General features: G+C 62.3%; 11 protein-coding genes. All 11 read left to right on the top strand.

What is annotated here, in order from left to right:
* Positions 1 to 23 precede the first annotated feature (23 nt).
* The 11 genes from aroC (at position 24) to CI603_RS06120 (ending at position 13,991) form a co-directional block, all read left to right on the top strand.
* A complete protein-coding gene (aroC, locus tag CI603_RS06170) occupies positions 24 to 1,217 on the top strand; it encodes a chorismate synthase (protein ID WP_121913450.1) in 1,194 nt (397 codons plus the stop codon).
* 13 nt (positions 1,218 to 1,230) lie between these two features.
* Complete coding sequence (locus CI603_RS06165; RefSeq protein ID WP_121913449.1) at positions 1,231 to 2,862, top strand: bifunctional shikimate kinase/3-dehydroquinate synthase; 1,632 nt, start codon at positions 1,231 to 1,233, stop codon at positions 2,860 to 2,862.
* A gap of 3 nt (positions 2,863 to 2,865) precedes the next feature.
* Complete coding sequence (gene aroQ, locus CI603_RS06160) at positions 2,866 to 3,336, top strand: type II 3-dehydroquinate dehydratase (RefSeq protein WP_121913448.1); 471 nt, start codon at positions 2,866 to 2,868, stop codon at positions 3,334 to 3,336.
* Positions 3,333 to 5,876, top strand: a complete 2,544-nt coding sequence (locus CI603_RS06155; protein ID WP_121913447.1) for an excinuclease ABC subunit UvrA — start codon at positions 3,333 to 3,335, stop codon at positions 5,874 to 5,876. The genes aroQ and CI603_RS06155 overlap by 4 nt, the downstream gene beginning before the upstream one ends.
* Positions 5,877 to 5,941: 65 nt before the next feature.
* Positions 5,942 to 7,606, top strand: a complete 1,665-nt coding sequence (locus CI603_RS06150) for a CTP synthase (RefSeq protein WP_046322971.1) — start codon at positions 5,942 to 5,944, stop codon at positions 7,604 to 7,606.
* A gap of 260 nt (positions 7,607 to 7,866) precedes the next feature.
* Positions 7,867 to 9,321, top strand: a complete 1,455-nt coding sequence (gene sufB / locus CI603_RS06145; protein ID WP_081581024.1) for a Fe-S cluster assembly protein SufB — start codon at positions 7,867 to 7,869, stop codon at positions 9,319 to 9,321.
* Entirely contained in the window at positions 9,321 to 10,547 is a 1,227-nt protein-coding gene (gene sufD, locus CI603_RS06140; RefSeq protein WP_121913446.1) for a Fe-S cluster assembly protein SufD, read from the top strand. Before sufB ends, sufD begins: the two co-directional genes overlap by 1 nt.
* 1 nt (position 10,548) lies before the next feature.
* On the top strand, positions 10,549 to 11,328 hold the full coding sequence (sufC, locus tag CI603_RS06135) for a Fe-S cluster assembly ATPase SufC (protein ID WP_121913445.1): 780 nt from the start codon (positions 10,549 to 10,551) through the stop codon (positions 11,326 to 11,328).
* 21 nt (positions 11,329 to 11,349) lie between these two features.
* Positions 11,350 to 12,624 (top strand): SufS family cysteine desulfurase, encoded by a 1,275-nt coding sequence (locus CI603_RS06130; RefSeq protein WP_121913444.1) that lies wholly within the window; start codon positions 11,350 to 11,352, stop codon positions 12,622 to 12,624.
* 60 nt (positions 12,625 to 12,684) lie between these two features.
* Positions 12,685 to 13,272, top strand: a complete 588-nt coding sequence (sufU, locus tag CI603_RS06125; RefSeq protein ID WP_121913443.1) for a Fe-S cluster assembly sulfur transfer protein SufU — start codon at positions 12,685 to 12,687, stop codon at positions 13,270 to 13,272.
* Positions 13,269 to 13,991: a metal-sulfur cluster assembly factor gene (locus tag CI603_RS06120; RefSeq protein WP_121913442.1), complete on the top strand. Its 723-nt coding sequence runs from the start codon at positions 13,269 to 13,271 to the stop codon at positions 13,989 to 13,991. Before sufU ends, CI603_RS06120 begins: the two co-directional genes overlap by 4 nt.
* Positions 13,992 to 14,064: the final 73 nt, after the last annotated feature.

Genomic DNA, 14,064 nt, shown 5'->3' with positions numbered 1-14,064 from the left:
AGGAACGAACGAGGAGCTTGAATATGTTGCGCTGGCAGACGGCAGGGGAATCCCATGGAGAGGCCCTAGTGGCCATGTTGGAGGGTCTGCCCGCCGGGGTTGCCGTGTCCACCAAGGATATTGAATCAGCCCTGGCCCGCCGCCGGTTGGGCTATGGTCGCGGGGCCCGGATGGGCTTTGAGCAGGACCGGGTGCGACTGTTGACCGGTGTCAGGCATGGACGGACGCTCGGTTCGCCAGTGGCCATCGAGATCGGCAACACTGAGTGGCCCAAGTGGGAGCAGGTGATGAGTGTGGACGAGCTGCCTGCCGATCAGGAGCCCCCGGCCACCGGTCGTAATGCACCACTGACCAGGCCCAGGCCCGGCCACGCCGATCTGACCGGTATGCGCAAGTATGGGTTTACAGATGCGCGTCCGGTACTCGAGCGTTCCTCGGCCAGGGAGACCGCCTCCCGGGTTGCTCTGGGATCGGTGGCTGCCGACTTCCTGCAGCAAGCCTTGGGCATACGAACTGTCTCCCATGTCATCTCTATAGCCGGTGTCGGCTTGGAGGGTCATGAAGTCACGCCCGGCCCTGAGGACGGACCTGCCCTGGATGCCTCGCCGGTCAGGACCCTGGACAAGGACGCTGAGAAGCGGATGATGGCCAGAATCGATCAGATCAAGAAGGACGGCGACACCGCCGGTGGGGTCTTCGAGGTCATCGCTTATGGCGTGCCTGCGGGCTTGGGCACTTATGTGGAGGACGACCGGCGTTTGGATGCGGCCCTGGCCGGCGCCTTCATGGGCATTCAGGCCATCAAGGGAGTGGAGATCGGCGACGGATTCAGCGAAGCTGATCGTCCAGGATCGCAGGCCCATGACGAAATGGAGCCCGGTCCGGACGGCACCATTCGCAGGCTCAGCAACCATGCAGGCGGTCTGGAGGGTGGCACGTCCAACGGCCAGCCCATTAGGGTGAGGGCCGCCATGAAGCCCATCTCCTCGGTGCCGCGGGCTCTGCGTACGGTGGATGTGGCCACCGGACTGCCTGCCCAGGCCATCCATCAGCGTTCCGACGTGACCGCCGTGCCTGCCGCTGCAGTGATCGGCGAAGCTATGATGAACCTGACCCTGGCGCGATTCGCCTTGGAGAAGTTCGGCGGCGACTCGCTCGAAGAGGTTCGGCGCAATGCCCAGGCCTACCTTCAGTCCTGGCCCGAGCATCTGCGGTGAGGGGCGGTCTTGCATGATTGAAAGCAACAGCATGCCCAAAGCCGTCGTCATCGGCATGCCCGGTGCGGGCAAGACCCGTCTGGGCAGGGAGACAGCCACCCTGATCAAGGCGCCCTTCCGGGACACGGACCAGTGCATTGAGGAAGAGGCAGGCCAATCGGTCAGTGAGATCTTCGACGCTCAGGGCGAGCAGGCTTTCCGAGACATGGAGACCGGGGTGATCCTGGACCTGCTGAAGGACTTTTCCGGTGGAATCCTGTCCCTGGGAGGAGGTGCTCCAATGAGCACCGAGGTCTTTCAGGCGCTGCAGGAATATCGGCGGGCAGGCGGAGCTGTGGTCTACCTGCAGATCGACCCGGAGGAGGGGGTCAGTCGGGCGGTTCGGTCGGATCATCGCCCCCTTCTTCGCGGTGCCGCATCGGAACGCTGGATGGCCCTCTATCGTGAGCGCCGCAGCGTCTACCAGGAGCTGGCCACCATCACCCTCAAATCCAGGAACACCACCCCCCGGGCCCTGGCCAGACGGCTGGCCGATGCCTTGACTGAGCGGGTGGTTCACGTAAGCGGTCCCGACCCCTACGATGTCAGGATCGGTGCAGGGGTGACCGGGCGGTTGCATGAGATGCTTGGAGACCAGACCATGCGCGTGGCCCTGATTCACACCCAGCCCGTCCAGCGCCATTCGGACCATGCCCGTGCCCTCCTCCGTCAGGCCGGGTATCAAGTGGTGGATCTGACCATTCCCGATGCGGAGGCCGGCAAGACCATTCAGGTCAGCCAAGGGATCTGGGAGCGCCTGGCCACCGAGGGCTTCACCCGTTCCGACGCGGTTGTAGGACTAGGTGGGGGAGCGGCTACAGACCAAGCTGGGTTCATCGCCGCCACCTGGATGCGAGGTATCCGTTATGTGAACTGTCCCACCTCTCTGCTGGCCATGGTCGATGCCTCTACCGGAGGCAAAACCGGCATCAACTTGGAGCAGGGCAAGAATCTGGTCGGCAGTTTCTATACACCTGCCGGTGTCCTGGCTGATCTGCGGACCCTGCGGACCCTGCCCAACGAGATTTTTGTAGAGGGCCTGGGCGAGGTGGCCAAGTCTGGTTTCATCATGGACGGCGGCATCCTGCGTGAACTTGAGGAGCGGGCCGACTCCCTTCGTTCCTTCGACGGGCAGGAGTCCGACCAGTGGTTGGGCACGGTGGTCCAGGATCTGATCGAACGCACCGTAGAGGTCAAGGCCCGGCACGTCTCAGTGGACCTCAAGGAATCCGGCTTGCGGGAGTTCCTCAACTATGGTCACACCCTGGGCCACGCCATCGAGAAGATCGAGCACTTCACCTGGCGGCATGGTCAGGCCGTGTCTGTGGGCATGGTCTTCGCAGCCGAGTTGGCCAGGATTACCGGCCACCTGGATCAGGATGCGGTCGACTACCACCGGCAGCTTCTTTCCTCCCTAGGCTTGCGAACCTGGTGGAATGGGGGAGACTTCGACCAGGTACTGGCGCTCATGCATAGGGATAAAAAGGCCCGCGGCAACAAGTTGCGGTTTATCATTCTTGATGGTTTGGGCAAACCCACCCACCTGGACGACCCGCCGGTTTCGGCGCTCAAGGAGGCCTTCCAGGCCATACGCAAGGAGGAATGACAGATGGCGGATGCCGACAAGGGCAGGCAGACGGTTCTGGTGGTCAACGGACCCAACCTGGGTCGGCTGGGAGTGCGCGACCCTGAAGTTTACGGTCGTCAGGATCTGGCTACTCTGACCCGTGAGTGCGAAGACTGGGGTCAGCAACTGGGTCTGGATGTCCAGGTGCTGCAATCGGACGACGAGGGCCAGGTCATTCGCTGGATGCATCAGGCCGTGAACCAGGGCAGCGCAGTGGTGCTCAACCCGGCGGCTTTCACCCACTACAGCTACGGGCTTGCCGATGCTGCCGTTCAGGTCACCCAAGCAGGGTTGCCACTGATGGAGGTCCATATTTCCAATCCTGCATCTAGGGAGGCCTTCCGCCGACGCAGCGTCATCTCACCGGTGGCCACCGGCACCATCACCGGCATGGGCTTCTACGGCTACCGGCTTGCCCTGGAAGCTGTTGCCCATCTGTTGGAGAGCGCATGAGTGAGAGCGGAGAGACCGGCAAGAAACTCTCCGCACCGCCCAAGGCCATCCTTGTTCGCGGCGCCAGGGTCCACAACCTGCGCAATCTGGATGTCGACATTCCTTTGAATCACTTGGTGGGCATTGCCGGGGTCTCGGGCTCCGGTAAGTCCTCCCTGGCTCTGGGGGTTCTCTACGCCGAGGGGTCCCGGCGTTATTTGGAATCCTTATCCACCTACACCAGGAGGCGGATGACCCAGGCCCAGCGCCCCCAGGTGGACTCGGTGCGCTTTCTGCCCCCGGCTTTAGCTCTGCGTCAACGGCCGGGCGTGGGCGGCATGCGCTCCACTTTCGGCACCGCCACCGAGCTGCTCAACGTACTCCGGCTGATGTTTTCCCGGCTGGCCAGCCATGTCTGCCCCAACGGTCATCGCCAGGAGCCCACTCTGGCTGTGGCAGCCGAGATGCCCATCGCCTGCCCTACTTGCGGCGCTAAAGTGGAGCCTCCCAGCGCTGAGGAGCTGGCCTTCAACTCTCTGGGAGCCTGCCCTACCTGCCAGGGGACCGGGACCGTGCGCGAGGTGGACGATGCCACCCTGGTTCCCGATGACAGTCTGACTATCGACCAGGGTGCCGTTGTGCCTTGGCGAACCTTCGGTTTCAACGTCCAGCCAGACATCGTCCGCGAGTTCGGAGTCCGCACCGACGTACCTTGGCGGGACCTGACCGATCGGGAGCGGAAGATCGTTTTCGAGGGGCCGGCTGAGAAGAAGCACATCACCATTACTTCGGTCAAGGGGGTTCACGAGCTGGACTTCACTTTCCGCAACGCACGCTTGACCGTGACCGAGGAGCTCAAGAGGGCTGATGATGACAAGCGACTGGCCAAGGTGGCTAAGTTTCTGACTGAGCGGACCTGCCCGGACTGCAAGGGTACCCGGCTCAACCAGCGAGCGCGTCTGCCTGAGATCAATGGGGACAATCTGGCCACGGTTACCTCCTGGCCCCTGGACAAGGTGCTGGGCTGGGGACGAAAGTTGCCGCCCACACTGCCTGAACCCATGCAGCCCATGGCTTCGGCCCTCTGCAGGACCCTGGACGAGATGGGCAGGCGGTTGATTCAGTTGGGACTGAGCTACCTGACCTTGGACCGCTCCAGCGCATCCCTGTCCACAGGTGAGAGGCAGCGGGCCCAGCTAGCCAGGGCGGTGCGCAATGAGACCACAGGCGTGCTCTATGTGTTGGACGAGCCCTCGACCGGTCTGCATCCTGCCAACCTGGAGGGGCTTATAGGGGTCATGCGCGACCTGCTGGCTGATGGCAATTCGGTGGTTTTCGTTGACCACGATGTCAAGGTCCTAGAATCAGCCGATTATCTGATCGAAATGGGTCCCGGGGCAGGGGAGCGCGGCGGCAGGATCCTGGCCCAGGGAGCTCCTGAACGGATCGCTGCGGATCCGGACTCGCGCATCGCAGGTTTTCTGGACGGAAGCGAGCCGGTTCTGGTACGGGACCGTCACCCTATGCCTGCAGAGGGTGGATGGATTCGCATGCAGTCAGGACTCATTCACACGGTCCGCCCTCTGGATCTGGCCATTCCTCGTGGGTGCATGACGGCTGTTACCGGCGTATCCGGCTCAGGCAAGACCACCATGATCCTGGAGTCCCTGGTCCCGGCCCTGCAGGCCCGCATCCAGGGTGATCCCATGCCCAAACATGTGCACAGTCTGGACCCAGCCGGCATCGACAGGGTTCGCCTGGTGGATTCCTCGCCAATAGGCATCAACGTGCGCTCCACGGTGGCCACCTACTCAGGGCTCATGGACCGGTTGCGCCGCCTCTTCGCGGTCACCGACCAGGCGAAAAAGGACAAGCTGGGCATCTCAGCATTCTCATACAACACAGGATCACTGCGCTGTCCCCAGTGCGACGGAACCGGCCAGATCAGCCTGGACGTGCAGTTCCTGCCCGACATCCCCATCACCTGCCCCAGCTGTCAGGGTCGTCGATACCGTCCGGAGGCCGAGCATTACCGTCTGTCCACACCGGCACACTCCAAGCCGCTGAGCTTGCCCGATCTGCTGACCATGGAGGTGGGCCGGGTCCTGGAGGTCTTTGCGCAGGGCCGCGAGTACACGGCCATTCGCCGAGGCTTGCAGACCTTGAAAGACCTGGGCCTTGACTACTTGACCCTGGGAGAGGACACTCCCTCCCTGTCTGGCGGGGAGGCCCAGCGGCTGAAACTGTCCAACGAATTGGGCCGCAGGCAGAATGGTTCCATGTTCGTCCTGGATGAGCCCACCACAGGTCTGCATCCCTTGGATGTGCGCGTCCTGATTGGAGTGCTGGAGCGTCTGATCAGCAAGGGGGCCACGGTGGTCTTCATCGAGCACGATCTGGATATGATTGCCAACGCCGACCATGTGGTCGATATGGGTCCGGGCGGCGGCGATCGTGGCGGAAGAATCGTAGCTCAGGGCGACCCTGAATCTGTGGCCCGCAACCCTGATTCAGTGACCGGTCGCTACCTGGCTGACCACCTGCATCTGAGCCGTCCCTGAAACCTTCCGTACTCCTCGAGTGTTGGCCGGTTTCTGGTCGCTCCTGCCTGATAGGCTGAAGTTCCATGGTCAGAGAACATGGAAATTCGCAAGGGCATATCACCAAACACATTTTCGTCACCGGCGGCGTGGTCTCTTCACTGGGCAAGGGACTGACCGCATCATCTCTGGGCCGACTGCTGAGAAGCCGCGGAATCCGCGTTCTTCAACAGAAGCTGGATCCCTACATCAACGTCGATCCGGGGACCATGAACCCCTTCCAACACGGCGAAGTCTACGTGACCGAGGACGGGGCCGAAACCGATCTGGACATCGGCCACTATGAGCGTTTCACCGATGTCTTCCTCTCCCAGAAGGCCAACGTGACCACCGGTCAGATTTACCAGTCTGTTCTTCGCAAGGAGCGGGCGGGGGAATACCTGGGCCAGTGCGTCCAGGTCATTCCCCATGTGACCAACGAAATCAAGAGCCGCATGCGGGCCCAGGCCAGCGACGATGTGGACGTGATCATCACCGAGATCGGCGGGACTGTGGGCGACATCGAGTCCCAGCCCTTCATGGAAGCCGCCCGCGAGGTGCGTCGGGACATCGGCCCGGACAACTGCATGTTCGTCCATGTCTCCCTGGTGCCCTACGTGGCCGCTGCCCACGAGCTCAAGACCAAGCCCACCCAGCACTCGGTCATGGCCCTGCGCCAGCTGGGCATCGCCCCCGATGCCCTGGTGCTGCGCTCCGACCGGCCGCTCAATCAAGGCATCAAGGACAAGATCTCCCTCATGTGCGACGTGGATGCCGAGGGCGTAGTCAACTGCGTGGATGCGCCCAGCATCTACGACGTGCCCAAGATCCTCTATAAGGAGGGCCTTGACACCTACGTGGTGCGTAAGCTGGGGTTGCCCTTCCACGACGTCGACTGGAACGAGTGGGAGGACCTGCTGGACCGAGTCCACAATCCCCGTACCAAGGTGGCCATCGCCATCGTGGGCAAGTACATCGACCTGCCTGACGCCTACCTGTCGGTTATCGAGGCGCTGAAGGCCGGCGGCTTCGCCAACCGTTCCCAGGTCCAGGTCAAGCTGGTGGCAGCCGACACCTGCGAGACCATGGATGGTGCCCGCAAGGCCCTGGAGGGCGTGGATGGCATCGTGGTCCCCGGCGGCTTCGGCATCCGCGGCATCGAGGGCAAGATTGGCGCCCTTCGCTACGCCCGCGAGACTGGCCTGCCTGCCCTGGGACTCTGCCTGGGTCTGCAGTCCATGGTCATCGAGTTCGCCCGCCACGTCCTGGGGCTGGAGGACGCCAACTCCTCGGAGTTCGAGCCTGACTGCGAAAACCCGGTCATCGCCACCATGGAGGAACAGAAGGACATCGTGGCCGGCCATGGCGACATGGGCCACACCATGCGGCTGGGCGCCTATCCAGCAGTGCTCAAGCCAGATTCCTTGGTGGCCCGGCTCTATGGCTCGACCGAGATCTCCGAGCGTCACCGCCACCGCTATGAGGTCAACGTGGCCTACAAGGAGCGGCTGGACAAGGCCGGCCTGCACATCTCGGGCACCAGCCCGGACGGGCAGCTGACCGAGTTCGTAGAGCTCTCCCAGGACCAGCATCCCTTCTACGTGGGCACCCAGGCTCACCCGGAGTTCAAGTCCCGGCCCACCAAGCCGCACCCCCTCTTCGCCGGCCTGGTCAAGGCCAGCCTGGAGCACGGAGGCCAGGAGGCCGCCTGAGGTCAATCCGTTTTCAAAAACGTTGACTATGATCGCCCGTTTCCCTCTTATGGGAAGCGGGCGATTGTCCGTATCGGTACTGTTGTCAAGAGGAAGGGCCGGATTCCTTAGAGAGCGTAAGCCGTGGTCTGGCGGTTCACTATGGTCCCGGTTATCCTGTAATGGTGTGAACGGCCGCATATGGCGGCCGTGCGTGTGTTAGGAGGTCTCAGCTCGTGGACAGCACCTCGCAGCGGACAGACACATCGCGGGATGTGGAAATGAGCCAGTACGTGGCCGACCGCTCCCGCGTCAACGAAGAAAAAATCAAAAAAGACGACCAGATCATCTCCGAGTTCGGCGACTATACCTATGGCTGGCACGACTCCGATGATGCCGGGCGCAATGCCCACAAGGGCATTGACGAGGACGTGGTCCGGGCCATCTCGGCCGACAAGGGCGAGCCTGATTGGATGCTGCAGATGCGTCTAAAGGGCTATCGGGCCTTCATGGAAAAGCCCATGCCCAAGTGGGGCGTGGATTTAAGCGGGTTCGATGCCGACGACTTCAAGTACTATGTCAAGCCCTTAAAGGAGCAGGCCAAGGACTGGAAGGACCTGCCCGACGACATCCGCACCACCTATGACCGGCTGGGCATCCCTGAGGCCGAGAAGAAGCGGCTGGTCTCCGGTGTTGCCGCCCAGTACGAGTCTGAGGTCATCTACAACTCCATCCGCGACGACTTGCGTAAACAAGGGGTCATCTTCCTGGATACGGACACGGCCTTGAAAGAGTACCCGGACCTCTTCCGCAAGTACTTCGCCACGGTCATCCCCCCGGACGACAACAAGTTCGCCGCACTGAACACGGCGGCCTGGTCGGGCGGATCCTTCGTCTACGTGCCCAAGGGAGTTCATGTGGACATCCCCCTGCAGGCCTACTTCCGTATCAACACACCCAACATGGGCCAGTTCGAGCGCACGCTGATCATTGCCGACGAGGGTTCCTACGTCCATTACGTGGAGGGCTGCACAGCACCCATTTACTCCACTGACTCTTTGCACGCGGCCAACGTGGAGATTGTGGTCGAACCTCATGCCCGTGTGCGCTACACCACGGTCCAGAACTGGTCCAACAACGTCTACAACCTGGTCACTCAGCGTGCCTATGTGCGCGAGGGCGGCACCATGGAGTGGGTGGACGGCAACATCGGGTCCAAGGCGACCATGAAATATCCGGCCTGCATCCTGGCCGAGCCCTACGCCAAGGCCGAGACCCTCTCCCTGGGCTTCGCCGGCAAGGGGCAGTACCAGGACACGGGCGCCAAGATGATTCACCTGGCACCCCATACCTCATCCACCATCGTCTCCAAGTCCATCTCCCGCAACGGGGGAAGGGCCGCTTACCGAGGCCTGGTCAAGATCATCAAAGGCGCCGAGAAGTCCTCTTCTTCGGTGGTCTGCGACGCCTTGCTGGTGGACGACTACTCTCGTTCGGATACCTACCCGCACGTGGATGTTCGCGAGGACGACGTTTCCATGGCTCATGAGGCCACCGTCTCCAAGGTCTCCGAGGACCAGCTCTTCTATCTGATGAGCCGCGGCCTGGAGGAGAAGGAGGCCATGGGCATGATCGTGCGGGGGTTCGTGGAGCCCATTTCCCGGCAGCTGCCTATGGAGTACGCGTTGGAGCTTAACCGCTTGGTCGAATTGCAGATGGAGGGTTCGGTAGGCTGATGTCACAAAACAGCGAAATAACCATTCCGCATGCGGATCCCAAGGATCCCTATGCTTTCCCGGCCACCATGCCGTCCAGTGCCGACAAGGAGCCACGTTCCTTCAACCCTGATGACTTCCCCATGCCTACCCGCAAGCAGGATGACTGGCGGTTCACCCCCATCGACCGGATGGAGGAGTTCTTCACTGTCTTCAAGCCCAGCGGTCTGACCAAGGTCTCAGTCACCATGATCGACGGGTCCGAACCGCCCGCAGATCAGGTCAGCTTCAGCCAGATTCCCATGGATCAGGCTCCCTGCGGCACCGTCCTCAAGCCCAGCGACCGAGCGGCAGCCGTGGAGTGGGCGAGCGGTAAGCAGGCGACTGTGGTCAACCTCAAGGGCACGCTGGATCAGCCTGTGCTGGTCCGTGTCAACGGTGGCGGCCCCGAACTGGATGCTTTCCACTTGGTGATCAAGGCCGAAGCGGGCACCAAGGCCGATCTGGTGGTCGAGCACCAGGGCCAGGCACGTCTGGCTGAGGGGATTGAAATCGACATCGGTGACAATTCGCAGATGTCGACCACCTTCATCCAGGAGTGGGACAAGGGCAGCAAGCATGTAGGCAACCACCGCATTCACCTGGGCGCCGAGGCCTCCCTGCGCCACTCTGTGGTCAGTCTGGGCAGCGATGTCGTGCGGCTGCGCATGGACCAGGACTTCGGCGGCGAGCAGGGCGACCTGAACATGCTGGGCATCTACTTCGTCGATCCCGGCCAGCACATGGAACACCGGACCATGGTGGTGCACAACCATCCCAACTGCAAGTCCCGTGTGGTCTACAAGGGTGCCTTGGACGGAATCGGCGCGCACACCACCTGGGTGGGCAACGCGCTCATTCAGCCGACTGCGCCTGGAACCGACTCATACGAGCTCAACCGGAACCTGGTTCTGACCCCTGGGGCCATCGCCGATTCTGAGCCCAACCTTGAAATCGAGAACGGCGACATCATCGGGGCGGGCCATGCGAGCTCGGTCGGACGCTTCGACGACGAGGAGCTCTTCTACTTGCAGTCCCGCGGCATTCCCGAGCAGGAGGCCCGCAAGCTGGTGGTTCGAGGCTTCTTCGGTGAACTGGTGGAGGAGATTGACGTCCCCAGCGTCTCCGGGCACCTGATGGGGGTCATCGACCGCAGGCTGGCGGCCGGCGAGGATCAAGAGATGCAGCACGTTTTGGAGGAGAACTGACATGTCCACATTGGAAATCAAGGATCTGCACGTCTCGGTGGAGACCAAGGAGGGTCGCAAGCAGATCCTCAAGGGGGCCACGCTGACCGTCCACTCCGGCGAGACCCACGCCATCATGGGTCCCAACGGGTCGGGGAAGTCCACCCTGGCCTACACCCTGGCCGGGCATCCCAAGTACGAGGTGGATTCAGGCCAGGCCCTGCTGGATGGGCAAGATCTGCTCAAGATGACCCCGGACGAGCGAGCCAAGGCCGGGCTCTTCTTGGCCATGCAGTACCCGGTCGAGGTGCCCGGTGTATCCATGACCAACTTCCTGCGTACCGCCAAGACCGAGGTCGACGGCAAGGCCCCGGCCATCCGTCAGTGGGCCAAGGATCTGAATGAAGCCATGAAGCGGCTACGCATGGATCCCAAGTTTGCCCAGCGCTCGGTCAACGAGGGCTTCTCAGGCGGAGAGAAGAAGCGTGCCGAGGTCTTGCAGCTGGAGCTGCTCAAGCCTAAGTTCGCCATCCTGGACGAAACCGACTCCGGTCTGGACGTGGATGCCCTGCGCATCGTCTCCGAAGGTGTCAACAGGGCCAAGGAGAATACCGGCATGGGTGTGCTCATGGTTACCCACTACACCAGGATCCTCAAATACATCAAGCCTGATATCGTTCACGTTTTCGCCGACGGCCGCTTTGTGAAGACCGGTGGCCCTGAGCTGGCCGACACCCTGGAGGAGACCGGGTACGACCAGTACCTGCCCGAGGGCGCCGACTCTGAATCAGCCCTGGCCTGAGGATAAGAGAAGAGGTCCGCAATGGTCATTGATGACAGCATTCGACAGCAGTTTCCGATCCTGGACCAGCAGGTGCATGGCCACCCTCTGGTCTATCTGGATTCGGCTGCCACTGCCCAGAAACCCCTGGCGGTCATCGATGCCGTTCGGGACTTCTACCTGAAGGACAATGCCGGGGTGCACAGGGGCGCCCACGAACTGGCCGCCCGCAGCACTGTGGCTTTCGAGCACGCGCGCTCACGTGTGGCTGCCCTGGTCGGCGCAGAAGGCCAGGAGGGCAGCGAGGAGATTGTCGTCACCGCCGGGGCCACGGCTGCTCTGAACCTGCTCGCCACCGCCTTCGGCAACGCCAGTCTGGGTCGCGGAGGCAAGGCGGCGCGTCGATTTGCGCTGAAGCCCGGGGATGAAGTCGTGGTCAGCAAGGCCGAGCACCACTCGGTCCTGCTGCCCTTCCAGGAGCTTTGCTATCGGACCGGAGCAGTCCTCAAGTACTTCGATCTGGACTCGGAAGGCCGTGTTCTGGCAGATACAGCCGATCAGGTCATAACCGAGCGGACCAAGGTGGTCGCGGTGACCCACGTCAGCAACGTGACTGGTGCCATCACAGACATCAAGCCCATTGTCCGCCGTGCCCATCAAGTGGGCGCCCTGGTGGTGCTGGACGTGTGTCAGTCGGTGCCTCACCTGCCTATCGATCTGCACGCCATGGGTGTGGACTTCGCCGCCTGGAGTGCGCACAAGATGTATGGCCCCACCGGTGTGGGCTTCCTCTATGGCCGCCGAGAGCTACTTGAGGCCCTGCCTCCGGCATCATTCGGCGGATCCATGGTGGAGCTGGCCTATCTGGACCGTCCAGCCAGCTACATGGATCCTCCGGCCCGGTTCGAGGCCGGCACCCAGCCGGTGGCTCAGATGATCGGTGCTGGGGTAGCCGCCGATTGGCTGATGGATCTGGGCATGGAGAACGTGGCCGAACACGAGAAGGCCATCACCGCCGGTCTGTTGAGGCTGGGGGAGTTGGACGGGGTACGCATTCTGGGGCCAACCACTCCGAAGGACCGGATCGGCACGGTCGCCTTCGATGTGCAGGGGGTCCACCCCCATGACGTGGGCCAGTACGTGGATTCACGCGGCATTGCCATCCGCGTGGGACACCACTGCGCTCAGCCAGTCCATCGACACTTCGGTCTGATGGCCTCCAACCGGGCCTCGACCGGCGTGTACAATACTGTAGCCGACACGGATGCCCTGCTGGACGCCGTCTCCGGGGTCCGCAGGTTCTTCCGGGTGGCTTGAAGGTCTTCACCGGCAGCGCATCGACGGTTTTGGCAAAGACATACTGGCAGGTTTAAGGACATGGCGGATTTCGGGATGGATGACGAGGAATTGGAGCAGATGTACCAGGAGGTGATCCTGGACGCAGCCCGGGATCCTCACGGGCGTGTAGGGGATCGGGCTGATGCTGGGGAGGACCCGGGTGGCGACGGCGTGACCATCAGGGTGGAGCACGAGGCCTGCCTGGCTGCCGAGTCCCACCAGTTCAATCCCACCTGCGGGGATCAGGCCACCATACATGTGGAGGTGGCCCCCGGCGAGCAAGGTGGTCCCGACCTCATCCAGCGGATCGTCTGGCAGGGTTCGGGTTGCTCAATCAGCCAGGCCAGCCTGTCCATCATGGTGGATCTGGTCCAGGGGCAGACCGTCGATCATGCCATGGATCTGGCTGCCGACTTCCGCAAGCTCATGGAGTCGCGCGGAGCCGGACTAGAGGACGAGAAGGCACAGGACGCTCTTGGCGATGCCATGGTCTTCCAGGGCGTGTCCAAGTATCCCATGCGAATCAAGTGCGCCCTGCTGGGCTGGGAGGGCATGAAGGCCTCGGTGGCCCAAGCCCTGTCAGCCGGACGAGACGGCGACAAAGGTGAGAAGGAGGAGCAGGTATGAGCGGTAATACGAATCTGGTGCCCGAACCCCAGGACTCCATCCTGGCCTCGGTGGGCAGGGCCATCAGCGATCCCGGCACGGCACAGGCGCTGGCCAGCAATCCCTTGGGTGCTGAAACGGTTCTTAAGTCGGCCGAAGGCGGTTCCATGCGTCAGGTTGACGGCCAGGCGGACAAGAAGTCCGATTCAGCCAAGTCTGACGATCGACATGCCGACGAAGCCATCCCTGAAGCTTCCACTGAAGATGCGTCAGCGGACCGGGACTCGAACGACCAATCCTCGGCCAGCATGCCAGTCGACAACAGCACCAAGACTGCGGACCAGAATGCCGCTGATGCCGAGGCAGCCGTTGAAGAGGCCATCCCTCTCAAGGCCGTCGACGACATCGGCCGGGCCACAGCCGAGGATGTCAGGGAGGCCCTGCACCAGGTCATCGATCCCGAGCTGGGCATCGATGTGGTCGACCTGGGGTTGGTCTATGGCATTGAAATCGACGAACTGGGAAGGGCCATCATCACCATGACCCTGACCACGCCGGCCTGTCCGCTGACTGACCTGATCGAGGACCAGTGCGCCAGCGTCCTGGCGGGCCTGGTCGAGGAGTTCCGCATCGACTGGACCTGGTCGCCGCGCTGGACCCTGGACATGATCACTCCTGAGGGTCGCGAGCAGCTGGCAGCCATCGGGTTCAATTTCGAGAACATGCCCACCTATCAGTGAGACCATCCTTTCGGTGGACCAACCCGGGTCCTCCCATGCGAATATACTGATGATTCCGGTCCGCCGTGACCGG

Source organism: Bifidobacterium sp. wkB338 (assembly GCF_003688325.1).
Classification (GTDB): Bacteria; Actinomycetota; Actinomycetes; order Actinomycetales; family Bifidobacteriaceae; genus Bombiscardovia; species Bombiscardovia polysaccharolytica.
This window is presented reverse-complemented; position numbering and strand designations above follow the sequence as displayed.

Excerpts from the sequence above, each read along its gene's own strand:
- aroC (WP_121913450.1), top strand. The coding sequence starts at position 24 with ATGTTGCGCTGGCAGACGGCAGGGGAATCCCATGGAGAGGCCCTAGTG.
- CI603_RS06165 (WP_121913449.1), top strand. The coding sequence starts at position 1,231 with ATGATTGAAAGCAACAGCATGCCCAAAGCCGTCGTCATCGGCATGCCC.
- aroQ (WP_121913448.1), top strand. The coding sequence starts at position 2,866 with ATGGCGGATGCCGACAAGGGCAGGCAGACGGTTCTGGTGGTCAACGGA.
- CI603_RS06155 (WP_121913447.1), top strand. The coding sequence starts at position 3,333 with ATGAGTGAGAGCGGAGAGACCGGCAAGAAACTCTCCGCACCGCCCAAG.
- CI603_RS06150 (WP_046322971.1), top strand. The coding sequence starts at position 5,942 with ATGGTCAGAGAACATGGAAATTCGCAAGGGCATATCACCAAACACATT.
- sufB (WP_081581024.1), top strand. The coding sequence starts at position 7,867 with ATGAGCCAGTACGTGGCCGACCGCTCCCGCGTCAACGAAGAAAAAATC.
- sufD (WP_121913446.1), top strand. The coding sequence starts at position 9,321 with ATGTCACAAAACAGCGAAATAACCATTCCGCATGCGGATCCCAAGGAT.
- sufC (WP_121913445.1), top strand. The coding sequence starts at position 10,549 with ATGTCCACATTGGAAATCAAGGATCTGCACGTCTCGGTGGAGACCAAG.
- CI603_RS06130 (WP_121913444.1), top strand. The coding sequence starts at position 11,350 with ATGGTCATTGATGACAGCATTCGACAGCAGTTTCCGATCCTGGACCAG.
- sufU (WP_121913443.1), top strand. The coding sequence starts at position 12,685 with ATGGCGGATTTCGGGATGGATGACGAGGAATTGGAGCAGATGTACCAG.
- CI603_RS06120 (WP_121913442.1), top strand. The coding sequence starts at position 13,269 with ATGAGCGGTAATACGAATCTGGTGCCCGAACCCCAGGACTCCATCCTG.